At 68.6% G+C, this 24696-nt stretch carries 21 protein-coding genes; 17 read left to right on the forward strand and 4 right to left on the reverse strand.

Features of this window, described 5'->3' with window-relative positions:
* Window positions 1–13: 13 nt before the first annotated feature.
* Together P2Q00_RS46690 and P2Q00_RS46695 are read right to left on the reverse strand one after the other, a co-directional pair.
* Window positions 14–322 (reverse strand): PASTA domain-containing protein, encoded by a 309-nt coding sequence (locus P2Q00_RS46690; RefSeq protein ID WP_275780977.1) that lies wholly within the window; start codon window positions 320–322, stop codon window positions 14–16.
* Between the two features lie 133 nt (window positions 323–455).
* Window positions 456–962: a GNAT family N-acetyltransferase gene (locus tag P2Q00_RS46695; protein ID WP_275780978.1), complete on the reverse strand. Its 507-nt coding sequence runs from the start codon at window positions 960–962 to the stop codon at window positions 456–458.
* Window positions 963–1061: 99 nt separating this feature from the next.
* On the opposite strand from P2Q00_RS46695, the gene P2Q00_RS46700 reads away from it, so the two are divergent.
* Window positions 1062–2378, forward strand: a complete 1317-nt coding sequence (locus tag P2Q00_RS46700) for a geranylgeranyl reductase family protein (protein WP_275780979.1) — start codon at window positions 1062–1064, stop codon at window positions 2376–2378.
* Window positions 2379–2408: 30 nt separating this feature from the next.
* On the opposite strand, the gene def is transcribed toward P2Q00_RS46700, so the two are convergent.
* Window positions 2409–3035, reverse strand: coding sequence for a peptide deformylase (gene def / locus P2Q00_RS46705; RefSeq protein ID WP_275780980.1), 627 nt, complete (start codon window positions 3033–3035; stop codon window positions 2409–2411).
* Window positions 3036–3125: 90 nt separating this feature from the next.
* Here def and P2Q00_RS46710 point away from each other — a divergent pair, with 90 nt between their 5' ends.
* Window positions 3126–4940: a hydroxysqualene dehydroxylase gene (locus P2Q00_RS46710; protein ID WP_275780981.1), complete on the forward strand. Its 1815-nt coding sequence runs from the start codon at window positions 3126–3128 to the stop codon at window positions 4938–4940.
* A 105-nt stretch (window positions 4941–5045) separates the two neighbouring features.
* Here the strand turns inward: P2Q00_RS46710 and P2Q00_RS46715 are convergent, their stop codons facing one another.
* Entirely contained in the window at window positions 5046–5846 is an 801-nt protein-coding gene (locus tag P2Q00_RS46715; protein ID WP_275780982.1) for a C40 family peptidase, read from the reverse strand.
* Between the two features lie 766 nt (window positions 5847–6612).
* Between P2Q00_RS46715 and P2Q00_RS46720 the strand changes: the two genes are divergently transcribed.
* The 15 genes from P2Q00_RS46720 (at window position 6613) to recQ (ending at window position 24677) form a co-directional block, all read left to right on the forward strand.
* On the forward strand, window positions 6613–6972 hold the full coding sequence (locus tag P2Q00_RS46720; protein WP_003992243.1) for an NADH-quinone oxidoreductase subunit A: 360 nt from the start codon (window positions 6613–6615) through the stop codon (window positions 6970–6972).
* A 14-nt stretch (window positions 6973–6986) separates the two neighbouring features.
* Window positions 6987–7541 carry a NuoB/complex I 20 kDa subunit family protein gene (locus tag P2Q00_RS46725; protein ID WP_003998928.1) on the forward strand — a complete coding sequence of 185 codons (555 nt, stop codon included), beginning with the start codon at window positions 6987–6989 and terminating at the stop codon, window positions 7539–7541.
* Complete coding sequence (locus P2Q00_RS46730; RefSeq protein WP_275780985.1) at window positions 7538–8293, forward strand: NADH-quinone oxidoreductase subunit C; 756 nt, start codon at window positions 7538–7540, stop codon at window positions 8291–8293. Before P2Q00_RS46725 ends, P2Q00_RS46730 begins: the two co-directional genes overlap by 4 nt.
* Window positions 8290–9612: an NADH-quinone oxidoreductase subunit D gene (locus P2Q00_RS46735; RefSeq protein WP_275780986.1), complete on the forward strand. Its 1323-nt coding sequence runs from the start codon at window positions 8290–8292 to the stop codon at window positions 9610–9612. The genes P2Q00_RS46730 and P2Q00_RS46735 overlap by 4 nt, the downstream gene beginning before the upstream one ends.
* Window positions 9609–10391 (forward strand): NADH-quinone oxidoreductase subunit NuoE, encoded by a 783-nt coding sequence (gene nuoE, locus P2Q00_RS46740; RefSeq protein WP_275780987.1) that lies wholly within the window; start codon window positions 9609–9611, stop codon window positions 10389–10391. The genes P2Q00_RS46735 and nuoE overlap by 4 nt, the downstream gene beginning before the upstream one ends.
* Window positions 10391–11737, forward strand: a complete 1347-nt coding sequence (nuoF, locus tag P2Q00_RS46745; protein ID WP_425579595.1) for an NADH-quinone oxidoreductase subunit NuoF — start codon at window positions 10391–10393, stop codon at window positions 11735–11737. Before nuoE ends, nuoF begins: the two co-directional genes overlap by 1 nt.
* Window positions 11734–14238, forward strand: coding sequence for an NADH-quinone oxidoreductase subunit G (locus P2Q00_RS46750; RefSeq protein WP_275780990.1), 2505 nt, complete (start codon window positions 11734–11736; stop codon window positions 14236–14238). The genes nuoF and P2Q00_RS46750 overlap by 4 nt, the downstream gene beginning before the upstream one ends.
* The gene (gene nuoH, locus P2Q00_RS46755) at window positions 14235–15599 is read left to right on the forward strand and encodes an NADH-quinone oxidoreductase subunit NuoH (protein ID WP_275780992.1); all 1365 of its coding nucleotides are present in this window, start codon (window positions 14235–14237) and stop codon (window positions 15597–15599) included. The genes P2Q00_RS46750 and nuoH overlap by 4 nt, the downstream gene beginning before the upstream one ends.
* Window positions 15592–16203 carry an NADH-quinone oxidoreductase subunit NuoI gene (gene nuoI, locus P2Q00_RS46760; protein WP_275780993.1) on the forward strand — a complete coding sequence of 204 codons (612 nt, stop codon included), beginning with the start codon at window positions 15592–15594 and terminating at the stop codon, window positions 16201–16203. Before nuoH ends, nuoI begins: the two co-directional genes overlap by 8 nt.
* On the forward strand, window positions 16200–17039 hold the full coding sequence (locus P2Q00_RS46765) for an NADH-quinone oxidoreductase subunit J (protein ID WP_275780994.1): 840 nt from the start codon (window positions 16200–16202) through the stop codon (window positions 17037–17039). Before nuoI ends, P2Q00_RS46765 begins: the two co-directional genes overlap by 4 nt.
* Window positions 17036–17335, forward strand: a complete 300-nt coding sequence (gene nuoK, locus P2Q00_RS46770; protein WP_020130147.1) for an NADH-quinone oxidoreductase subunit NuoK — start codon at window positions 17036–17038, stop codon at window positions 17333–17335. Before P2Q00_RS46765 ends, nuoK begins: the two co-directional genes overlap by 4 nt.
* Window positions 17336–17349: 14 nt before the next feature.
* Window positions 17350–19245 (forward strand): NADH-quinone oxidoreductase subunit L, encoded by a 1896-nt coding sequence (nuoL, locus tag P2Q00_RS46775; RefSeq protein WP_275780996.1) that lies wholly within the window; start codon window positions 17350–17352, stop codon window positions 19243–19245.
* A gap of 5 nt (window positions 19246–19250) precedes the next feature.
* On the forward strand, window positions 19251–20822 hold the full coding sequence (locus P2Q00_RS46780) for an NADH-quinone oxidoreductase subunit M (RefSeq protein ID WP_275780997.1): 1572 nt from the start codon (window positions 19251–19253) through the stop codon (window positions 20820–20822).
* The gene (gene nuoN, locus P2Q00_RS46785; RefSeq protein ID WP_275780998.1) at window positions 20819–22477 is read left to right on the forward strand and encodes an NADH-quinone oxidoreductase subunit NuoN; all 1659 of its coding nucleotides are present in this window, start codon (window positions 20819–20821) and stop codon (window positions 22475–22477) included. The genes P2Q00_RS46780 and nuoN overlap by 4 nt, the downstream gene beginning before the upstream one ends.
* A 205-nt stretch (window positions 22478–22682) precedes the next feature.
* Entirely contained in the window at window positions 22683–24677 is a 1995-nt protein-coding gene (gene recQ / locus P2Q00_RS46790) for a DNA helicase RecQ (RefSeq protein WP_275780999.1), read from the forward strand.
* Window positions 24678–24696 lie beyond the last annotated feature (19 nt).

Below are 24696 nucleotides of genomic sequence, written 5' to 3' on the forward strand. Positions count from 1 at the left end.
CAAGAGCTCACGTTCAAGCGGAGCTGATGACGTACGGGTCGCCCGGCTCGTCTAGCTCACGCTGCAGCCCGCCCGAGGGTGGCCTGGGGATCCGCGGCTCGCGCACGCCTCCGCCGCCTTCTCCCTCGCCGAAGTCGAACCACACGTAGATCACGGAGTCCCGGGGCACCTCGGCATTGGGCTGCGGGTACTGCCGTACGACGTACTCGACCACGGTCTGGTGGAAGTCGGGCCGGTCCGGCGCATTCAGGAAGAGGCCGGTCGCCTCGGCAGTCTTGCGCGCGTCCATGGCCATCAGTCCGACAAGCCGTGGTACGCGCACTTCGGGTGTTTTGGGTGTTATTCGCACAGATGTCACCCCCAGCGGTACTGGAAGGGTAACCGCCCGGGGGTGTCGACCGGAAGCGCCAAGTGTCTTTCTGTAGCAGTCGGTTACTCTGCGTAATTTTTCTGGATCACAGGTCCAGCCGGTAGCAGTGCCCTTTCCGCTGCGAGGCCGGCGTCGTGAAGACCTCGGCGAGGCGCATGCCCAGCCGCCGCGTCACCGCGATCGACCGCTCGTTGCCCGCCAGCACCATCGCCACCACGCTCGGCACCTCCGCCGCCCGCAGCCGCTCCAGCGTCATCTGCGCGGCCGCGGTGGCGTACCCCTTGCCCCAGAACTCCCGCCCGAGCCGCCACCCGATCTCGATCTCGCCCTTGGGCCCCCAGTCCTGCGGCCAGGGCTGCGCTCCGGTGAACCCGACGGCCCGCCCGGTCTCGTCGACCATGGTCCACAGGCAGAAACCGAGCTCCGCGTCGTGCCGCCGCTGGCGCGCGGTGAGCTCCTCGTAGACGGAGAGGGCCGCCGGCCTGCCGCCGTGGAACTCCATGACATCCGGGTCGTCGAAGAGCCGGTGCCAGGCGACCGCGTCCTCGTCGGTGGGGACGCGCAGCCGTACTACGGGGAGAGCTCGGTTCACGAGGGCAGCCCTTCAGCCGGGTGATCAATTCTGCTGAATAGACTGCCTGTGTCCAGTGCCGCTCGGCACAGAGATTTTCGAACTTGGGGAGATCCCGCCGTGACCGTCGTGACCGAGCCCCACTCCGAGCCCTCCCCCGAGCCCTTCTCCGAGAACACCGCCGATGTGATCGTCGTGGGCGCGGGCCCGGCCGGCTCCACGACGGCGTACCACCTCGCCAAGTCCGGCCTCGACGTGCTCCTGCTGGAGAAGACCGAGTTCCCGCGCGAGAAGGTCTGCGGAGACGGCCTGACCCCGCGCGCCACCAAACAGCTCGTGGCGATGGGCATCGACATCTCCGAGGAGGCCGGCTGGCTGCGCAACAAGGGTCTGCGCATCATCGGCGGCGGCGTCCGCCTCCAGCTGGACTGGCCGGATCTCGCCTCCTTCCCGGACTACGGCCTCGTCCGCAAGCGCGACGACTTCGACGAGCAGCTCGCCCGCAACGCCCAGAAGGCGGGCGCCCGGCTCTTCGAGCGCTGCAACGTCGGCGCCCCGATCATCGACGACCGCACCGGCCGTATCACCGGCGTCCACGCCAAGCTCGGCGAGGAGAAGCGCGAAGTCACCTTCCATGCCCCGCTGGTGGTCGCCGCCGACGGCAACTCGACCCGCCTCTCGCTGGCCATGGGCCTGCACCGCCGCGAGGACCGCCCGATGGGCGTCGCGGTCCGCACGTATTTCGAGTCGCCCCGCCACGAGGACGACTACCTGGAGTCCTGGCTGGAACTCTGGGACCGCCGGGGCCCCCAGGACCGCCTGCTCCCCGGCTACGGCTGGATCTTCGGCATGGGCGACGGCACGTCCAACGTGGGCCTGGGAGTCCTGAACACCTCGGACTCCTTCAAGGAGCTGGACTGGCGCGAGGTCCTGAAGGCCTGGTGCGCCTCCATGCCCGAGGACTGGGGCTACACCCCGGACAACATGACCGGGCCCATCCGCGGCGCAGCCCTCCCGATGGCCTTCAACCGCCAGCCCCACTACACGCGCGGGCTGCTCCTCGTCGGCGACGCCGGCGGCCTGGTGAACCCCTTCAACGGCGAGGGCATCGCCTACGCCATGGAATCCGGCCAGCTCGCCGCCGACGTCATCGTCCAGGCCCACGCCCGCCCGACGCCCGCGAGCCGCGAACTGGCCCTCCAGCGCTACCCGCGCATCCTCAAGGACACCTACGGCGGCTACTACACGCTCGGCCGCGCCTTCGTGAAGCTCATCGGCAACCCGAAGGTCATGAAGATCGCGGCCCAGCGCGGCCTGACCCACCCCATGCTGATGAAGTTCACCCTGAAGCTCCTGGCGAACCTCACGGACCCGACCGGCGGCGACGCCATGGACCGGATCATCAACGGACTGAGCAAGGTGGCCCCGAAGGCGTGAGCCCTGACAGGCCTCAGGGGCCGTCCGGCCCTAACCCTTCAGGGCCTCCAGGTTGGCGGCCCGGCGCGCGAACACCTCGTCGCGCCGGTCCGCCACCTGCCTGAGCGCGTCCTTGCGCTCCCGCTTGGAGAGCCGGTCAAGGTAGACCTGCCCGTTCACGTGGTCCGTCTCATGGGCCAGGCAGCGCGCGAAGTACCCGGTCCCCTCGATGACCAGCGGCTCCCCGTCCTTGTCCAGCCCCCGCACCACGGCCCGGTCCGGACGCGGTACGTCCATCACGGCGCCCGGCACCGACAGGCACCCCTCGCTCTCGTCGAGCAGCCGGCGCCCGGCGGGGGCGAGCGGGTCGAGCACCGGGTTGACGATGTGCCCGACGTGCCGCGCCCCGTCGTCGTCCGGGCAGTCGTACACGAACAGGCGCAGATCGACGCCTACTTGGTTCGCCGCGAGCCCGGCTCCCTCGGCGATGTACATGGTCAGGAACATGTCGTCGATGAGCGCGGCGAGGTCCGGCCCGAACTCGGTGACGTCCCTGCACGGCTTGTGCAGGACCTCCTCCCCGACCTCGGTGACGCGCCGCACCTTCCCACCCCGGGCCTCCGGCGCGAGCTGCGGATACGAGTCGACGGGCCTTCCCTGTACGAACACGCTGGGCATGTCTGTGTCTCCTTGTGATTGTGAGGATGCTGTGGGTGGCGGGAAAACGGGGTTCCGGCCTGCGAAGCCCCTCCCTACCCTCCGGTATTCATGACAACAGAACACGCGCAGCAGTCGCAGGAGAACACCGGCCACACCCGCAGACGCTTCCTCGCCGGCGCCGGGGGAGCGGCCGGCGCCCTCGCCTTATGGCCCGCCGGACGCGCGAACGCGGTCTCTTCCGGCAAGCAGGTCGCCGTCCTGGGCGGTGGAGTCTCCGGCCTCAGCGCCGCCCACGAACTCGCCGAACGCGGCTACGCCGTCACCGTCTACGAGTACTACGACGTCCTCGGCGGCAAGGCCCGCTCGATGCCCGTCCCGGGCACGGGAACCGGCGGCCGCGGGCCGCTCCCGGCCGAGCACGGCTTCCGCTTCTTCCCCGGCTTCTACCGGAACCTGCCGGACACGATGCGCCGCATCCCCTTCCCCGGCAACGCGGGCGGCGTCCGCGACAACCTCCGGGGCGCCACCGAGGAGCTGTTCGCCCGCAGTTCCGGCCGCCCGGACCTGCACTTCCCCCTGCGCCGCCTCACCACGCCGCCGGCCCCCGGTGACATCACCCCGTCCTGGATCCGCGACCAGATCCTCTCCGCCCTGGACCTGGGCACCCGCCTCCCCGCCCATGAGGCCGCCTACTTCGCCGACCGCCTCCTCGTCCACCTCACCAGCTGCGACGCCCGCCGTGAGGACCAGTGGGAGAAGACCGCCTGGTGGGACTTCATCCGCGCCGAGGAGATGAGCGAGGAGTACCGGACCCTCCTAGGCATCGGCCAGACCCGCAACCTCGTCGCCACGCGCGCGGAGGTGGCCTCCACCCGCACCGTCGGCCGCATCATCATCGAGGCCCTGATCCTCTGGGGCCTCCTCGGCCGCGGCCTGGACGGCGACGCCGACATCGACCGCGTCCTCAACGCCCCCACCAGCGAGGCATGGATCGACCCCTGGGAGACGCATCTGCGCTCGCTGGGCGTCGAGTTCGTGCTCGGGACGCAGGTCCGGGAAGTCGTGTACGAAGGCGGCCGGGTGACCGGCGTACGCGTCTCGGCCCGCGACGGCAGCCAGGAGCGCACGGTCACCGCCGACCACTACGTCTCCGCGATGCCCGTCGAGCACGCGCGCGGGACGTGGGGGCAGGCCCTGCGCGCCGCCGACCCGCAGCTCGCCAGGTGCGACGCACTGCGGACGGACTGGATGACCGGCGTGATGTTCTACCTGCGCACGCCCACCCCCGTCGTGCACGGCCACATCAACTGCCTCGACTCGCCCTGGTCGGTGACGGGCGTCGGACAGGCCCAGTTCTGGGACGTAAGGGACTTCTCACGCGACTACGGCGACGGACAGGCCCACGACTGTCTGTCCGCGATCATCTCGGAGTGGGACAAGCCCGGCATCCTGTACGGAAAGACGGCCAAGGAGTGCACCAAGGACGAGATCGTCGCCGAGCTGTGGGCCCAGCTGAAGGACGGCCTCAACGACGCCGGCAAGACGACCCTCACGGACGAGGACCGCCTCGGCTGGTTCATGGACCCGGCGGTGACGGGCCTGGGCGGCCCGAACCCGCAGAACCGGGAACAGCTCCTCATCCACCCCACGGGCACGCTCTACAACCGCCCCTCGGCCCGTACGAAGGTCCCGAACTTCTTCCTCGCCGGCGACTACGTCCACACCGATGTCGACCTGGCGACGATGGAGGGCGCCAACGAGTCCGCGCGACGGGCCGTCAATGCCCTCCTGGACGCGGACAATTCGGACGCCGAGCCGTGTGAGATCTGGGAGCTGTACCGGCCGCCGGAGATGGAGCCCCTGAAGCGGGTCGACGAACTCCGCTACCGGCTCGGGCTGCCCAACACCTTCGACCTGGGGTAGGCCCGCCCGGGACCGGCCCGGCGGAAAGGACGGAGGGGCCGCTGCCCCCGAGCGGCTGCGGCCCTTCCGTGCGTGTGTGCTGCACGTGTTGTGCTGTGGGGTGCGTCAGAGCACCCGCACCGCGCCGGTCGGCGGGTCGTAGGAGAGCGGCTTCTCGACGACGCCGGACGACGGGTTCTGCGCGCCGACGAACATGCCGTCGCCGACGTACACCGCCACGTGGTACGCGCTGCCCGCGCTGCCCCAGTACAGGATGTCGCCCGGCTGCAGGTTGCTCAGCGACACCTGGGTGCCGGCCGTCGACTGGTCCTGCGAGACCCGCGGCAGGTTGATGCCGATCTGCTTGAAGGCGGTCTGCACCAGGCCCGAGCAGTCGTATGCGGACGAACCGGTCGCACCGGACACATAGGCCTTACCGACCTGCGCCTTGACGAAGTTGACGATCGCGGCCGCCGAACCCGTGGCCGTGGACGTCGAGGTGGTGGCCGTCGTGGTGGCGGCGAGGGTGGTCCGCTCGGCGCTGCGGGAAGCGGCCCGCTCGGCGGCGGCCTTGCGAGCGGCCTCGGCCTTCTGCTTGGCCTCCGCCTTCTTCTTCGCCTCCGCGAGGTCCGCCTTGGCCTGCTTCGCGGCGTTTGCGGCGGCCGCGTCACGCTCGGCCTGCAGCTCGTAGTTCGCGGCTGCCTGCTGCGTTGCGTCCGCGGACTGGGCGACCTGGGCGGCCAGATCGGCCGTCAGAGTGGGCAGTTGAAGGGTCTGCGTCGTCTCGGCGGCGTTCGCCGAGGCCGACGCGCCCGCCGCTGCCATGCTGAGGACGCCACCGGTGACTCCGACGCGCATCGCGAGCGTCGTTGTCGACGCGGTGCGGCGGGGCTTCCGGTGGCTGCGTATGTGAGCGGTGTGGGACATGAGAACAACCGGTATCAGGGGCTCCTCCATACCTTCAAGAAACGTGTGCTGCGCCACAGTTGTTCAGCCGGCGCCCCGAATTCCGGGTGTCCCGCTCTTTATTGACGCCGTAACGGACATTGCGGGCGGGGCTCATTGGGCCCTTGATCATGGCCTTTCATGGTTACGCCCGAATTGCCCCGCACCTACCACTGGTTGGGACCGGTGGCCAAGCCCCGTTCTCAGGCGCCTCTCATGGTGTGGCGGAGGTCACGCAACGGTCACGGCAATGTGCGCGTCTCGCGCGAAGATCACGACCCGGTTGCGCTCGGGTCACGAGCGGGCCCCGCTCGTGAATGCGTGCACGCGTCCACATCGCATCGCACACCTCCCTCTGATGTGTGAACGCGGCTCACTATCAGGACATCTCGTCCAACACCAATTTGCATGCAAGGGAAGCCTCTTGATATTGAGACGCCCCTCGCGAACTGCACCGACAGGCGCAAATGTCACCTCTGGTGATCACTCGGACGCTTCCAGTACGAAGATCACCGCCCGTCCGGCTTCATGATCCTTCGTCAGGTGGTGGAGATCACAAAGCTTGTGTAATACCCCGTGTCGCAGATCACAGAGCGGCGGGCATAAGATGCGAGGCAGTTGGGCTTGTGACCTGCTTCACATGTTCTCGATCTTCGCCGGGACGGGCGGGGTTGGAGAGACGTATGAGGTCGGTGTGGGTCCGATGCCATCGCCAGCAGTCAGTGCCGACTGAGAGGAGCGAGGAGCGGTGAACGCGTATGCGCCCATCCTCGTACTGGGAGCCCTCGGGGCAGGCTTTGCGATCTTCTCCGTGGTCATGGCCACGCTGATCGGTCCGAAGCGGTACAACCGGGCCAAGCTCGAGGCCTACGAGTGCGGGATCGAGCCGACCCCCACGCCGGCCGGCGGCGGGCGCTTCCCCATCAAGTACTACCTGACGGCGATGCTCTTCATCGTCTTCGACATCGAGATCGTCTTCCTCTACCCCTGGGCCGTCACCTTCGACGCCCTGGGGATCTTCGGGCTCGTGGAGATGCTGCTCTTCGTGCTCACCGTCTTCGTCGCGTACGCGTACGTATGGCGGCGCGGCGGCCTGGAATGGGACTGAGGGGCCTTTAGAACATGGGACTCGAAGAAAAGCTGCCGAGCGGATTCCTGCTGACCACCGTCGAGCAGGCCGCGGGCTGGGTGCGCAAGGCGTCCGTCTTCCCGGCCACGTTCGGCCTCGCCTGCTGCGCCATCGAAATGATGACCACCGGCGCCGGCCGCTACGACCTGGCGCGCTTCGGCATGGAGGTCTTCCGCGGTTCGCCCCGCCAGGCGGACCTGATGATCGTGGCCGGCCGGGTGAGCCAGAAGATGGCGCCGGTGCTGCGCCAGGTCTACGACCAGATGCCGAACCCCAAGTGGGTGATCTCCATGGGGGTCTGCGCCTCCTCGGGCGGCATGTTCAACAACTACGCGATCGTCCAGGGCGTCGACCACATCGTCCCGGTCGACATCTATCTGCCCGGCTGCCCGCCACGGCCCGAGATGCTGATGGACGCCATCCTCAAACTGCACCAGAAGATCCAGACCTCCAAGCTCGGCGTGAACGCCGAGGAGGCGGCCCGCGAGGCGGAGGAAGCGGCGCTCAAGGCCCTGCCCACGATCGAGATGAAGGGGCTGCTGCGATGAGCGACGCGAACGGCACCAATGGAGCGTCGAACGGGGTGAACCCCGAAAAGGACCTCGGCGCCTCCAACCTCCCCGGCCAGCGCGGCGAGGGCGGCGAGGAGATCCGCGTCCAGCGCGGCATGTTCGGCGCCAACAACGGCGGCGACACCTCCGGCTACGGCGGCCTGGTCCGCTCGGTCCGCCTCCCCGGTCCCGCGGCTCGCCCCTACGGCGGCTGGTTCGACGAGGTCGCCGACGAGCTGGAAGGCGCCCTGGAGGAACAGGGCCTGCTCCCCGACAACGCGATCGAGAAGACCGTCGTCGACCGCGGCGAACTCACCTTCCACATCGAGCGCGAGCATCTGCTCCGCGTCGCCCGCACCCTGCGCGACGACCCGGCCCTGCGCTTCGAGCTGTGTACCGGCGTCAGCGGCGTCCACTACCTGCACGACAAGGGCCGCGAGCTGCACGCCGTCTACCACCTGCGCTCGATCACCCACAACCGGCTGATCCGCCTCGAAGTCAGCGCCCCGGACGCCGACCCGAAGATCCCGTCCCTGGTCTCGGTCTATCCCACCAACGACTGGCACGAGCGCGAGACCTACGACTTCTTCGGCATCGTCTTCGACGGTCACCCGGCCCTGACGCGGATCATGATGCCGGACGACTGGCAGGGCCACCCACAGCGCAAGGACTACCCCCTCGGCGGCATCCCCGTCGAGTACAAGGGCGCCCAGATCCCGGCTCCGGACCAGCGGAGGTCGTACTCGTGAGTACTTCCCAGGCATCCCCTCGCGAGACCACCGAGGGCACCGTATATACGGTCACCGGCGGCGACTGGGACGAGGTCGTCCAGGCCGCGGCCCGCGCCGACGACGAGCGCATCGTCCTCAACATGGGCCCCCAGCACCCCTCCACCCACGGAGTGCTCCGCCTGATCCTGGAGATCGACGGCGAGACGGTCACCGAGGCCCGCTGCGGCATCGGCTACCTCCACACCGGCATCGAGAAGAACCTCGAATTCCGCACATGGACCCAGGGCACCACGTTCGTGACGCGCATGGACTACCTGACGTCCTTCTTCAACGAGACCGCCTACTGTCTCGCCGTCGAGAAACTCCTCGGCGTCGAGGACGAGATCACCGAGCGAGCCAAGATCATCCGGGTGCTCCTGATGGAGCTGAACCGATTGTCCTCGCACCTGGTGTGCATCGCCACCGGCGGCATGGAACTCGGCGCCACCACGATCATGATCTACGGATTCCGCGATCGTGAAATGATTCTCGACATCTACGAGCTCATCACGGGCCTGCGGATGAACCACGCGTACATCCGCCCCGGCGGACTCGCCCAGGACCTGCCGCCCGGCGCGGTGGACCACATCCGCGAGTTCGTGAAGAAGATGAAGAAGAACCTCCCGGAGTACGACAAGCTCGCCACCGGGAACCCCATCTTCAAGGCCCGTATGCAGGACGTCGGCTATCTCGACCTGGCCGGCTGCATGGCCCTCGGCGCCACCGGCCCGATCCTGCGCTCCACCGGCCTCCCGCACGACCTGCGCAAGACGCAGCCGTACTGCGACTACGAGACGTACGACTTCGACGTCCCGACCGCCGACTCCTGCGACTCCTACGGCCGCTTCCTGATCCGCCTGGAGGAGATGCGCCAGTCGCTCAGGATCGTCGAGCAGTGCCTGGACCGGCTGCAGCCCGGCCCGGTCATGGTCGCCGACAAGAAGATCGCCTGGCCCGCCCAGCTCGCCCTGGGACCGGACGGACTCGGCAACTCCCTCGACCACATCAAGAAGATCATGGGCACCTCCATGGAGGCCCTGATCCACCACTTCAAACTGGTCACCGAGGGCTTCCGCGTCCCGCCGGGACAGGTGTACGCGGCCGTCGAGTCGCCCAAGGGCGAACTCGGAGTGCACGCCGTGTCCGACGGCGGCACCCGCCCCTACCGGGTCCACTTCCGCGACCCGTCCTTCACCAACCTGCAGGCCATGGCGGCGATGTGCGAGGGCGGCCAGGTCGCCGACGTCATCGTCGCCGTCGCGTCCATCGACCCCGTGATGGGAGGCGTCGACCGGTGACCACCAGTTCTTCTGAGCGGGGCGTCAGCCTGGGCATGCCCGAACTGCCCGCGCCCGCCTACCCGGACGACGTCCGAGCCCGGCTGGAGACGGACGCGCGCGAGATCATCGCCCGGTACCCGGACTCCCGCTCGGCCCTGCTGCCGTTGCTGCATCTCGTGCAGTCGGAGGAGGGCCATGTCACGCGCACCGGGATGCAGTTCTGCGCGGACATGCTGCACCTGACCACGGCGGAGGTCACCGCGGTCGCCACCTTCTACACCATGTACCGGCGCAGGCCGAGCGGTGACTACCAGGTGGGCGTCTGCACCAACACCCTCTGTGCGGTGATGGGCGGTGACGCGATCTTCGAGGAGCTCCAGGAGCACCTGGGCGTCGGCAACGGTGAGACCACCGACGACGGCAAGGTCACCCTGGAGCACATCGAGTGCAACGCGGCCTGCGACTTCGCGCCGGTGGTGATGGTCAACTGGGAGTTCTTCGACAACCAGACCCCGGCCAGCGCCAAGCGCCTCGTCGACGACCTGCGCTCGGGACTGCCGGTCGAGCCCACGCGCGGGGCGCGCCTGTGCACCTTCAAGGAGACCGCGCGGATCCTGGCCGGTTTCCCCGACGAGCGGCCAGGGGCCGTCGAGGAAAGCGGTGGTGCGGGACCGGCGTCGCTGGTGGGCCTCCGCCTGGCAAGGGGAGAGACCGCACCCGCGCGCGTGGTCCATCCGCGCGCTGAGGAGCCAGAGGACCAGCTGCCCTCTGACCCGGCCATCGAGGAGGGGGAGTGATGACCTTGGCACCCGAGCTGAAAGACACCAGCCCCGAGAAGCTGCTCGCACCGGTGCTGTCGGCCTTCTGGGACGAGGACAGGTCCTGGACGCTGGACGTCTACCGAAGGCACGAAGGTTACGAGGGCTTGCGCAAGGCGCTGGCGATGTCGCCGGACGACCTGATCGCGTACGTCAAGGACTCCGGTCTGCGCGGCCGTGGCGGCGCAGGATTCCCGACGGGAATGAAATGGCAGTTCATTCCCCAGGGTGATGGAAAGCCGCACTATCTAGTTGTCAACGCCGACGAATCGGAGCCCGGAACGTGCAAGGACATTCCGCTCCTCTTCGCGAACCCGCATAGCCTCATCGAGGGCATCGTCATCGCGTGCTATGCCATCAGGTCTTCGCATGCCTTCATCTATCTGCGTGGTGAAGTCGTCCCCATCCTGCGGCGGTTGCACGAGGCCGTGCGCGAGGCCTACGCGGCCGGCTACCTCGGCGAGAACATCCTGGGCAGCGGACTCGACCTCCAGCTCACCGTGCACGCCGGCGCCGGCGCGTACATCTGCGGTGAGGAGACCGCACTGCTCGACTCGCTCGAAGGCCGCCGGGGTCAACCGCGGCTCCGTCCCCCCTTCCCTGCGGTGGCGGGCCTCTATGCGTGCCCGACTGTTGTGAACAACGTCGAGTCGATCGCGTCGGTTCCCGCGATTCTGAATCGGGGCAAAGAATGGTTCCGGTCGATGGGCAGCGAGAAGTCCCCGGGCTTCACGCTCTACTCGCTCAGCGGCCACGTCGCCAGCCCCGGCCAGTACGAGGCCCCGCTCGGCATCACACTCCGCCAGCTCCTCGAGATGAGTGGCGGCATGCGGCCCGGCCACCGGCTCAAGTTCTGGACGCCGGGCGGCTCTTCCACGCCGATGTTCACCGACGAGCACCTCGACGTACCCCTTGACTACGAGGGCGTCGGCGCCGCCGGTTCCATGCTCGGCACCAAGGCCCTGCAGTGCTTCGACGAGACGACGTGCGTCGTCCGCGCGGTCACCCGCTGGACCGAGTTCTACGCCCACGAGTCCTGCGGCAAGTGCACACCCTGCCGCGAAGGGACGTACTGGCTCGTGCAGTTGCTGCGCGACATCGAGGCCGGCAAGGGCGTGATGTCCGACCTCGACAAGCTGAACGACATCGCCGACAACATCAACGGCAAGTCGTTCTGCGCCCTCGGCGACGGCGCCGCCTCGCCGATCTTCTCCTCGCTCAAGTACTTCCGCGAGGAGTACGAGCAGCACATCACGGGCCGCGGGTGCCCCTTCGACCCGGCCAAGTCGACGGCCTGGGCCGACCGCACGGAGGTGAACGCATGACCGTGACCACCAACGCTCCCGCAGGCGGGGGAGAGGCGGCGGTCCCGCCGGAAGATCTCGTCTCGCTGACGATCGACGGCGCCGAGATCAGCGTGCCCAAGGGCACCCTGGTCATCCGGGCCGCCGAGCAACTCGGCATCGAGATCCCCCGGTTCTGCGACCATCCCCTGCTCGACCCGGCCGGCGCCTGTCGCCAGTGCATCGTCGAGGTCGAGGGCCAGCGCAAGCCGATGGCGTCCTGCACGATCACGTGCACGGACGGCATGGTCGTGAAGACGCATCTCACCTCGCCGGTCGCCGAGAAGGCCCAGCACGGCGTGATGGAGCTGCTCCTCATCAACCACCCGCTGGACTGCCCGGTCTGCGACAAGGGCGGCGAGTGCCCGCTGCAGAACCAGGCCATGTCCCACGGCCAGGCCGAGTCCCGCTTCGAAGGAAAGAAGCGGACGTACGAGAAGCCGGTCCCCATCTCCACGCAGGTACTCCTCGACCGTGAGCGGTGCGTGCTGTGCGCCCGGTGCACCCGGTTCTCCAACCAGATCGCGGGCGACCCGATGATCGAGCTGCTGGAGCGGGGCGCGCTGCAGCAGGTCGGCACCGGTGAGGGCGACCCCTTCGAGTCGTACTTCTCCGGCAACACGATCCAGATCTGTCCGGTCGGCGCGCTGACCTCGGCGGCATACCGCTTCCGCTCGCGGCCCTTCGACCTCGTGTCCTCCCCGAGCGTGTGCGAGCACTGCTCCGGCGGCTGCGCCACTCGCACCGACCACCGGCGCGGCAAGGTCATGCGGCGGCTCGCCGCAAACGACCCCGAGGTCAACGAGGAGTGGATCTGCGACAAGGGGCGGTTCGCGTTCCGGTACGCGCAGCAGCGGGACCGGCTCCAGACGCCGCTGGTGCGCAATGCCGAGGGCGACCTCGAACCGGCATCCTGGCCGGAGGCGCTGCAGATCGCTGCTCAGGGACTGCTCGCCTCGCGCGGCAGGACCGGCGTCCTGACCGGCGGCCGCCTCACCGTCGAGGACGCCTACGCATACAGCAAGTTCGCGCGCGTGGCCCTCGACACGAACGACATCGACTTCCGCGCGCGCGTGCACGGCAGCGAGGAGTCCGACTTCCTCGCCGCACGGGTCGCCGGCCGCGGACGTGATCTCGACGGTACGGGCGTCACGTACACCTCCCTGGAGAAGGCGCCCGCCGTTCTGCTGGTCGGGTTCGAGGCCGAGGAGGAGGCGCCCGGCGTCTTCCTGCGGCTGCGCAAGGCCTGGCGGGGGCACGGTCAGAAGGTGTTCTCGCTCGCCACGCACACCACGCGCGGTCTGGAGAAGGCCGGCGGCATGCTGCTGCCCGCCGCACCGGGCACCGAGACCGAGTGGCTGGACGCACTCGCCAGCGGGGTCGGACTGGAGGACGGCGGGGCCAAGGCGGCCGAGGCGCTGCGCGCCGAGGGTGCGGTGATCGTCGTCGGCGAGCGGCTGGCCGCGGTGGCAGGCGGTCTCACCGCCGCCGTACGGGCCGCCTCCGCGACCGGAGCCCAGCTGGTGTGGATCCCCCGGCGGGCCGGTGAGCGCGGTGCCCTCGAGGCGGGCGCGCTGTCGTCGCTGCTGCCGGGCGGACGTCCGGCCACCGATCCACGCGCGCGTGAGGAGGTCGCCGCGGCCTGGGGCCTCGCCGAACTCCCGCACCGCTACGGCCGTGACACCAGCCAGATCGTCGAGGCCGCCGTGACCGGCGAGCTACAGGCGCTGCTGGTCGCGGGCGTCGAGGTCGGCGACCTGCCGGACCCGGCACGCGCGCGTGAAGCGCTGCAGGAGGCCGGCTTCGTGGTGTCGCTGGAACTGCGCCCCAGTGAGGTCACCGAGCACGCCGACGTCGTACTCCCCGTCGCCGCGGTCGCCGAGAAGGCCGGCACCTTCCTCAACTGGGAGGGCCGGGTGCGCTTCTTCGAGGCCGCCCTCAAGCCCGACCAGATGACCCGCCACCTCGCGCCCACCGACGCGCGCGTGCTGCAGATGCTGGCCGACGCCATGGACGTACATCTCGGTCTGCCGGATCTGCGCACCGTACGCGCGGAGATCGACCGGCTCGGTCCCTGGGACGGGCCGCGGGCCACGGCCCCCCTGGAGACCGCGGCCCAGTTGCCGCGACCCGCCGCCGGGGAGGCCGTACTGGCCGGGCACCGGCTGCTGCTCGATCAGGGTCTCCTCCAGGAGGGCGACGAGGCGCTCGCCGGAACCCGGCACGCCGCCCACGCGCGCGTGTCGGCAGCGACCGCCGCAGAGGCGGGCGTCAAGGACGGCGACGCCATCGCCGTGACCGGCCCCTCCGGAGTGGTCGAACTCCCGCTGCAGGTCACCGAGATGCCCGACCGCGTGGTCTGGCTCCCGCTGAACTCCGTCGGCGGGGGCGTCGCCTCCGACACCGGGGCGCTGCCCGGCGCTCTCGTCCGCATCGGCCCGGCGACGCTCGTCGGCGAGGCCCCCAAGGAGGTGGAGGCATGAGCCCGTACCTCGCCGCTGAAGACCTCTCGATGTTCGGCCGCGACCCCTGGTGGCTGGTCGTCATCAAGGCCGTCTTCTGCTTCGCCTTCCTGATGGTGACCGTGCTGTTCTCCATCGTCTGGGAGCGCAAGGTCGTCGCCTGGATGCAGCTGCGCATCGGCCCCAACCGGCACGGCCCCTGGGGGATGCTCCAGTCGCTCGCCGACGGCATCAAACTGATGCTCAAGGAAGACGTCATCGTCAAACGCGCGGACAAGGTCGTCTACGTCCTCGCGCCGATCGTCGCGGCCATCCCGGCCTTCATGGCGATCGCGGTGATCCCCTTCGGCCCCGCCGACAACGAGATCTCCATCTTCGGCACCCGCACCACGATGCAGCTCACCGACCTGCCGATCGCGATGCTGTTCATCCTCGCGGTGGCCTCGGTGGGCATCTACGGCATCGTGCTGGCGGGTTGGAGTTCTGGATCCACCTATCCGCTCCTCGGCGGCCTGCGTTCCTGCGCGCAGATGATCTCGTACGAGATCGCCATGGGCGCCGCCTTCGCCTCCGTGTTCCTCTACTCGGGGTCGATGTCGACGTCGACGATCGTCGAGCAGCAGCACGACCGCTGGTACATCCTGCTGCTCCCCGTCTCCTTCATCCTCTACATCGTCACCATGGTGGGCGAGACCAACCGCGCCCCCTTCGACATGCCGGAGTCCGAGGGCGACCTGGTCGGCGGCTTCAACACCGAGTACTCGTCGATCAAGTTCGCGATGTTCATGCTCGCCGAGTACGTGAACATGGTGACGGTCTCGGCCGTGGCGACCACGCTCTTCCTCGGCGGCTGGCGCGCCCCCTGGCCGATCAGCACCTTCTGGGAGGGCGCGAACCACGGCTGGTGGCCGCTGCTCTGGTTCGTGATCAAGGTGCAGCTGCTGCTGTTCCTCTTCATCTGGCTGCGCGGCACGCTCCCGCGGGTCCGCTACGACCAGCTGATGAAGCTCGGCTGGAAGGTTCTCATCCCGGTCTCCGTGGTCTGGCTGATGCTGGTCGCGACGGTGCGGGCCCTCAGGAACGAGAACTACGACTTCGCCGACGTCGCCCTCTACATCGGCGGGGGCGTCCTCGCCCTGCTGCTCCTGTCCTTCGTCGCCGACATGTTCCGCGACAAGGGCAGGGAAGCCGAGCAGCCTGCCGAACAGGCCGCCGGATTCGACCCGATGGCGGGCGGATTCCCCGTACCGCCACTGCCGGGACAGGAGCTGCCGGCGGTGCCGAGGCGCCGCCCACGCCAAGAGCGGGAGCTCATTGTCAGTGGTGGGTCGGATACTGCCAGTGACGGATCTTCGGATGGAAAGGAGGCGTCCGATGGCTGAGGAGCCAAAGGAGACCGAGCAGTTGAAGCCCGGCTTCATGAACCCCGTCGCAGGCTTCGGCGTGACCTTCAAGGCCATGTTCAAGAAGCGGCTGACCGAGCAGTACCCGGAGCAGCAGAAGACCACCGCCCCCCGGTTCCACGGACGGCACCAGCTCAACCGCCATCCGGACGGCCTGGAGAAGTGCGTCGGCTGCGAGCTGTGCGCCTGGGCCTGCCCCGCCGACGCCATCTACGTGGAGGGCGCGGACAACACGGACGAGGAGCGCTACTCGCCGGGCGAGCGGTACGGGCGCGTGTACCAGATCAACTACGCCCGCTGCATCCTGTGCGGCCTGTGCATCGAGGCATGTCCCACGCGCGCGCTCACGATGACCAACGAGTTCGAGCTCGCGGACAGCAGCCGAGCCAACCTGATCTACACCAAGGAACAGCTGCTCGCCGGCCTCGAAGAGGGCATGGTCGACAGCCCGCACGCCATCTACCCGGGGATGAACGAGCAGGACTACTACCGGGGACTCGTGACGGAGGCCGCGCCCGGCACCGAGCCTCAAGTCGCGGTCTCCAAGGGCGAGAAGCCTGAGGAGAAGGAGGTGCAGGCATGAGCAATCTCGCCGCCTACTCCACCTCCACCGGAGAGGCCTTCCAGTTCTGGGTCCTCGGCACCGTCGCCGTGCTCGGCGCCCTGGCCACCGTCTTCATGAAGAAGGCCGTGCACAGCGCTCTCTCACTCGCCGGCACCATGATCATCCTGGCGATCTTCTACCTCGCCAACGGCGCCTACTTCCTGGGCATCGTGCAGATCGTCGTCTACACCGGCGCGATCATGATGCTGTTCCTGTTCGTGGTGATGCTCGTCGGCGTGACGGCCGCGGACTCCCTGAAGGAGACCATCAAGGGCCAGCGCTGGCTGGCCCTTCTCTGCGGGCTCGGCTTCGGCATCCTGCTGCTCGCCGGGATCGGCAATGCCTCCCTCACGGAGTTCAACGGCCTGGGCGAGGCGAATGCGAACGGCAATGTGGAGGGCCTCGCGGCCCTCATCTTCACCAAGTACGTCTTCGCCTTCGAAATCACCGGCGCCCTGCTGATCACGGCTGCCGTCGGCGCCATGGTGCTCACGCACCGCGAGCGCACCGAGCGCGCCAAGACGCAGCGCGAGCTGTCCGAACAGCGTGTGAGGGAAGGCAAGCACGTGCCGCCGCTGCCGGCGCCCGGCGTGTACGCCCGGCACAACGCGGTGGACATCGCGGGCCTGCTGCCCGACGGCACCCCGTCCGAGCTCACGGTCAGCAAGACGCTCCGTGAACGCGGCCAGATCCGTGACGTGTCGGCCGAGGCGCTCAACGACCTGCGGGCGCTGGAGCAGCGCGCGGAGGAACGCCTGGAGCGGACCGCGATCGATCCGGCGAACCTCAAGCGGGCCGAGGAGGCGTCGAAGTGAACCCGGTCAACTACCTGTATCTCGCCGCCCTGTTGTTCACGATCGGCGCCACCGGCGTACTGATCAGGCGCAACGCGATCGTCGTGTTCATGTGCATCGAGCTCATGCTCAATGCCTGCAACCTCGCGTTCGTCACCTTCTCCCGGATGCACGGCAATCTCGACGGCCAGATCATCGCCTTCTTCACGATGGTCGTCGCCGCCGCGGAGGTCGTGGTCGGCCTCGCGATCATCGTGTCCCTGTTCCGTTCCCGCCACTCGGCCTCGGTCGACGACGCCAGCCTGATGAAGCTCTGAGGGGTCGCTGAATCGTGGAGAACCTGATTGCGCTGCTGGTGGCGGCGCCACTGCTCGGAGCGGCCGTACTGCTGTGCGGCGGCCGGCGGCTCGATGCCGTCGGCCACTGGATCGGCGTCCTCATGTCGACCGCCTCCTTCGTGTTCGGTGTGATCCTCTTCGCCGACCTGCTCGGCAAGGACGCCGAACACCGGACCCTGATGCAGCACCTGTACACATGGATCCCGGTCGAGAGCTTCCAGGCGGACGTCACGTTCCGCCTCGACCAGCTGTCCATGACGTTCGTGCTGCTGATCACCGGCGTCGGCTCGCTGATCCACCTGTACTCGGTCGGCTACATGGAGCACGACGAGCGCCGCCGCCGCTTCTTCGGCTATCTGAACCTGTTCCTCGCGGCGATGCTGCTGCTCGTCCTCGCCGACAACTACCTGCTGCTGTACGTCGGTTGGGAGGGCGTCGGTCTCGCGTCCTACCTGCTGATCGGCTTCTGGCAGCACAAGCCCAGCGCGGCGACGGCGGCGAAGAAGGCCTTCCTGGTCAACCGCGTCGGCGACATGGGCCTGTCCATCGCGATCATGCTGATGTTCGCGACGTTCGGGACCTTCGCCTTCGGGCCGGTCTTCAGCAGCGTCGGTGACACCTCGGAGGGCAAGCTCACCGCCATCGGCCTGATGCTCCTGCTCGCCGCCTGCGGCAAGTCCGCCCAGGTGCCGCTGCAGTCCTGGCTCGGGGACGCGATGGAGGGCCCGACCCCGGTCTCGGCCCTCATCCACGCCGCGACGATGGTGACCGCGGGCGTGTACCTGATCGTCCGCTCCGGAGCGATCTTCAACGCCGCGCCGGACGCACAGCTGGTCGTCACCGTGGTCGGTGCCGTCACGCTCTTGTTCGGTGCGATCGTCGGTTGCGCCAAGGACGACATCAAGAAGGCACTGGCCGGCTCGACCATGTCGCAGATCGGCTACATGGTGCTGGCGGCGGGCCTCGGCCCGATCGGCTACGTCTTCGCGATCATGCACCTGGTGACGCACGGCTTCTTCAAGGCCGGGCTCTTCCTCGGCGCCGGATCGGTCATGCACGGCATGAACGACGAGGTCGACATGAGGAAGTACGGCGGCCTGCGCAAGTACATGCCGGTCACCTTCGTCACCTTCGGCCTCGGCTACCTGGCCATCATCGGCTTCCCGGGTCTGTCCGGCTTCTTCTCCAAGGACAAGATCATCGAGGCGGCCTTCGCGAAGGGCGACACCGAGGGCTGGATCCTCGGCACCTGCGCACTGCTGGGCGCCGCCATCACCGCGTTCTACATGACGCGGGTGATGCTGATGACCTTCTTCGGCGAGAAGCGCTGGCAGCCGGACGAGCACGGCCACGAGCCGCACCCGCACGAGTCCCCGAAGGTCATGACGATCCCCATGATCGTGCTGGCCGTCGGATCGGTCTTCGGCGGCGCGTTCTTCAGCATCGGCGACCGCTTCCTGCACTGGCTGGAGCCGGTCACCGGCCACAGTGAGGGCGACTCCCCGCTCAGCGCGGCCGCGGTCACCGGCGCGACCATGGTGTGCCTGGTCATCGGCGTCGGCATCGCCTGGGCCCAGTACGGCCGGCGCCCGGTCCCGGTCGTCGCCCCGCGCGGATCGCTGCTCACCCGGGCGGCCCGGCGCGACCTGCTGCAGGACGACTTCAACCACGTCGTCCTGGTCCGCGGCGGCGAACATCTCACACGCTCCCTGGTGTACGTCGACCACACCCTGGTCGACGGAGTCGTCAACGGTACGGCGGCCTCGGTCGGCGGCCTGTCCGGGCGCATGCGCAAGCTGCAGAACGGCTTCGCGCGGTCGTACGCGGTCTCGATGTTCGGCGGTGCGGCGGTCCTCATCGCCGCGACCCTGCTGATGAGGGCGGTCTGATACCGATGTCCTTTCCTCTGCTGACAGCGACGGCGGTGCTCCCGGCAGTCGGGGCAATCGCCACGGCCGCCGTGCCGGCCGCGCGGCGCACCGCAGCCAAATGGCTCGCGCTGATCGTCTCGCTCGCCACCCTCGCCCTTGCTATCACCATCCTGGTCCGCTTCGACCCGGACGGCGGGCGTTACCAACTGACCGAATCCCACGCCTGGATCGCGGACTTCGGGGTCAGGTACGAACTGGGCGTGGACGGTATCGCGGTGGCGCTGATCGCGCTGACCGCCCTGCTGATGCCGTTCATCATCCTCGCGGGCTGGCACGACGCCGACCCGCTGGAGACCGGAAGCAAGCGGTGGCGGCCCACTCAGGGCTTCTTCGCCCTGATCCTGGGCGTCGAGGCGATGGTGATCATCTCCTTTGAGGCCACCGACGTCTTCCTCTTCTACATCTTCTTCGAAGCCATGCTGATCCCGATGTACTTCCTCATCGGCGGCTTCGGGGACCGTGCCCACGAGCACGGCGAGGAGGCGGCGTCGACCCAACGGTCGTACGCGGCCGTGAAGTTCCTCCTCTACAACCTGGTCGGCGGCCTGATCATGCTGGCCGCGGTGATCGGCCTCTACGTGGTGGCCGGGAACTTCAGCCTCCAGGAGATCGCGCAGGCCCGCGCCAACGGCTCGCTCCACATGGCGACCAGCACCGAACGCTGGCTGTTCCTCGGCTTCTTCTTCGCCTTCGCGGTGAAGGCGCCGCTGTGGCCGCTGCACACCTGGCTGCCGAACGCCATGCAGGAGTCCACCGCTCCGGTCGCCGTCCTCATCACGGCGGTCGTCGACAAGGTGGGCACCTTCGCGATGCTCCGCTTCTGCCTCCAGCTCTTCCCGGAGGCGAGCAAGTGGGCGACGCCGGCGATCCTCGTACTCGCCCTGATCAGCATCGTCTACGGGGCGCTGCTCGCCGTCGGCCAGCGGGACATCAAGCGGCTGGTGGCGTACGCGTCGATCTCGCACTTCGGATTCATCATCATGGGCATCTTCGCGATGACCAGCCAGGGCCAGTCCGGCGCGACGCTCTACATGGTCAACCACGGCATTTCCACCGCCGCGTTGATGCTGGTGGCGGGCTTCCTGATCTCCCGGCGCGGCTCGCGGCTCATCGCCGACTACGGCGGTGTGCAGAAGGTCGCCCCGGTGCTCGCCGGCACCTTCCTGATCGGCAGCCTGGCGACCCTGTCACTCCCGGGACTCGCGCCCTTCGTGAGTGAATTCCTGGTCCTGGTCGGCACGTTCACGCGCTACCCGGCGATCGGGATCATCGCGACCTTCGGCATCGTGCTCGCCGCGCTCTACACCCTCGTCCTCTACCAGCGGACGATGACGGGCCCGGTGAAGCAGGAGGTCTCCGCGATGCCGGACCTCAGGGCCCGTGAACTCGTGGTCGTCGCCCCACTGATCGTCCTGCTGATCTTCCTGGGCGTCTACCCGAAGCCGGTCACGGACATCGTCAACCCGGCGGTGAAGTCGACCCTGTCCGACGTACACAAGAAGGATCCCAAGCCCGCAGTGGAGGCGGCCAAGTGAGCGCATCAGCCGTCCACAGCCTGTGGACAACGGCGGCAACCGCGGCCGATCCGATCTCGAAGATCCCCGCGCCGAAGATCGAATACGGGCAATTGTCGCCCACGCTGATCGTCGTGGGCGCGGCGATCGTCGGGGTGCTGATCGAGGCGTTCGTGCCGCGCAAGTCCCGTTACTACGCCCAGGTGTTCGTGTCCGCCGTCGCCCTCTGCGCCGCCTTCGCGGCGGTCGTCGGGCTCGCGGCCGACGGGTACGGCACCACCAAGGCGCACATCGCCGCGATGGGCGCCATCGCGGTCGACGGACCGTCCCTGTTCCTGCAGGGCACGATCCTGCTGGCCGGACTAGTCGGCCTGTTCACCTTCGCCGAGCGGCGCCTGGACCCTGAGGCGCACGGCAACCGCGTCGACTCGTTCGCCGCGCAGGCCGCGTCCGTGCCGGGCAGTGACAGCGAAAAGGCCGCGGTGAAGGCCGGTTTCACCACCACCGAGGTCTTCCCGCTGCTGCTCTTCGCGATCGCCGGCATGCTGGTCTTCCCGTCGGCCAACGACCTGCTGACGCTGTTCGTGGCCCTGGAAGTCTTCTCGCTGCCGCTGTACCTGCTGTGCGCGCTGGCCCGCCGCAAGCGGCTCATGTCGCAGGAAGCCGCCGTCAAGTACTTCCTGCTCGGCGCGTTCGCCTCCGCGTTCACGCTGTTCGGCATCGCGCTGCTGTACGGCTACGCGGGCTCGGTCTCGTACGCGACGATCGCGCAGGTCGTGGACGGCTCGATCACGAATGTCGACCCGGCGCTCGCGAACACGATGGGCAACGACGCGCTGCTGCTCGTCGGCGGCGCGATGATCGTCATGGGGCTGCTGTTCAAGGTGGGAGCCGTCCCGTTCCACATGTGGACGCCGGACGTCTACCAGGGCGCGCCGACACCGGTGACGGGATTCATGGCAGCAGCGACGAAGGTGGCGGCGTTCGGTGCGCTGCTCCGGCTGCTCTACGTCGTCCTGCCCGGCCTGCGCTGGGACTGGCGGCCGGTCATGTGGGCCGTCGCGATCGTCACCATGCTCGGCGGTGCGATCGTCGCGATCACACAGACCGACATCAAGCGGCTGCTGGCGTACTCGTCGATCGCGCACGCGGGATTCATCCTCGCGGGAGTCATCGCCACATCGAAGGACGGCGTCTCGTCCGTCCTCTTCTACCTGGGCGCCTACTCCTTCGTGACCATCGGAGCCTTCGCGGTGGTGACGCTGGTGCGCGACGCGGGCGGCGAGGCGACGCATCTGTCCAAGTGGGCCGGCCTCGGCCGCCGTTCGCCGCTGGTGGCGGCCGTGTTCGCGGTGTTCCTGCTGGCCTTCGCCGGCATTCCGCTGACCTCCGGCTTCGCCGGGAAGTTCGCCGTGTTCAAGGCGGCGGCGGAAGGCGGCGCGGCCCCACTGGTCGTGGTCGGTGTGATCTCGTCCGCGGTGGCTGCCTTCTTCTACATCCGCGTGATCGTGCTCATGTTCTTCAGCGAGCCGCGGCCCGAGGGCCCGACGGTCGCCGTGCCCTCGCCGCTGACGATGGCCGCGATCGGGCTCGGTGTCGTGGTCACGCTGGTGCTCGGTGTGGCACCGCAGTACTTCCTGGACCTGGCGAACCAGGCCAGCGTGTTCGTGCGCTGACCTGCGGCGCCTGTGACAGAAGGGCTCCGGTTCCTGCTCGGGAACCGGAGCCCTTTGCCGCGCGCGGCCGGGTCCGTCGGGCCTGCGGGCGGATGGCTGATCACGAAGAGTCACCGATACGGGTCTGTGGATAACTCCTGGGCTGTCAGTGCGGGCCCCTATCGTGGAGGCAGTGGTCGAGGGACGACGTACGGGGGACGGAACTATGGGTGGGATGGGCGGGATCATCGAGATGCCAGGTGTGACCGACAGCGAGGCGCTGGCCACGCTGCACCGGGTCTTCGGCTACGAGGCCTTCCGCGGCGAGCAGGAAGCGGTCATCGAACATGTGGTGGCCGGCGGCGACGCCGTGGTCCTCATGCCGACCGGCGGCGGCAAATCGCTGTGCTACCAGATCCCGGCCCTGGTGAGACCCGGCACAGGCATCGTGGTCTCGCCCCTCATCGCACTGATGCAGGACCAGGTGGACGCGCTGCGGGCGCTCGGTGTGCGCGCCGGGTTCATGAACTCCACGCAGGACTTCGACGAGCGCAGAGTGGTCGAGGCCGAGTTCCTGGCCGGCGAGCTGGACCTGCTGTACCTGGCGCCGGAGCGGCTGCGGCTCGACTCGACGCTGGACCTCCTCTCCCGCGGCAAGATCGCGGTCTTCGCGATCGACGAGGCGCACTGTGTGTCCCAATGGGGCCACGACTTCCGCCCTGACTACCTCTCCCTCTCCCTGCTCGGCGAGCGCTGGCCCGACGTCCCGCGGATCGCGCTCACGGCCACGGCCACGGACGCGACGCACCAGGAGATCACCCAGCGGCTGCACATGCCGACGGCCCGGCACTTCGTGGCCAGCTTCGACCGGCCCAACATCCAGTACCGGATCGTGCCCAAGGCCGACCCCAAGAAGCAGCTGCTGACCTTCCTGCGTGAGGAACACTCCGGGGACGCGGGCATCATCTACTGCCTCTCGCGCAAGTCGGTGGAGTCGACCGCCGAGTTCCTGAGCCGCAACGGCATCGAGGCAGTGCCGTACCACGCAGGCCTGGACGCGGGCACGCGCGCGGCGCATCAGTCCCGGTTCCTGCGCGAGGAAGGCCTGGTCGTGGTGGCGACCATCGCCTTCGGCATGGGCATCGACAAGCCGGACGTGCGCTTCGTGGGCCACCTCGACCTGCCGAAGTCGGTCGAGGGCTACTACCAGGAGACGGGCCGCGCCGGCCGCGACGGGCTGCCGTCGACGGCGTGGATGGCATACGGCCTCAACGACGTCATACAGCAGCGCAAACTGATTCAGCTGGGCGAGGGCGACGAGGCGTTCCGGCGCCGCGCAGCCGCCCACCTCGACTCGATGCTGGCGCTGTGCGAGACCGCCCAGTGCCGCCGCGGACAGCTGCTCGCCTACTTCGGCCAGGACCCCGACCCGGCGGGCTGCGGCAACTGCGACACATGTCTCGTCCCGCCCGAGACCTGGGACGGGACGGTCGCCGCCCAGAAGGTGCTGTCGACGGTGGTGCGGCTGCAGCGGGAGCGGGGGCAGAAATTCGGCGCGATCCAGATCGTCGACATCCTGCTCGGGAAGCGCACGGCCAAGGTGATCCAGTTCGACCACGATCAGCTCTCCGTGTTCGGCATCGGCGAGGAGCTCGCCGAGGGTGAATGGCGGGGCGTCGTACGGCAGTTGCTGGCCCAGGGGCTGCTCGCGGTCGAGGGCGAGTACGGCACGCTGGTGCTGACCGAGGCCAGCGGTTCGGTGCTGCGGCGCGAGCGGGAGGTGCCGCTGCGCAAGGAGCCCAAGAAGCCGGCGACCTCGCGGTCGGCATCGGGGTCCTCCGGCAAGGGCGAGCGCAAGGCCAAGGCCGCCGCGACCGAGCTGCCCGAGGAACTGCAGCCCGCCTTCGAGGCACTGCGCGCCTGGCGCGCCGAGCAGGCCCGGGAACAGGGCGTCCCGGCGTATGTCATCTTCCACGACGCCACGCTCCGGGAGATCGCCACCGCCTGGCCCACTTCGGTGACACAGCTCGGCGGTATCAGCGGGGTCGGTGAGAAGAAGCTGGCGACGTACGGGGAGGGCGTGGTGGAGGTGCTGGCGTCGCTGGGCGGCGCGCCCGGCTCGGCGCCGACGAGTGGTTCGGCTTCGGCGGTCGATGGCGACCCGGGCGCCGACGACTGGCCCGAGATGGACGCGGAGCCGGAGCCGGAAGACTGGATATAGGAGCGGGCCGGGCGCCGTT

This window comes from Streptomyces coacervatus (assembly GCF_029223485.1).
Taxonomy (GTDB): Bacteria; Actinomycetota; Actinomycetes; order Streptomycetales; family Streptomycetaceae; genus Streptomyces; species Streptomyces coacervatus.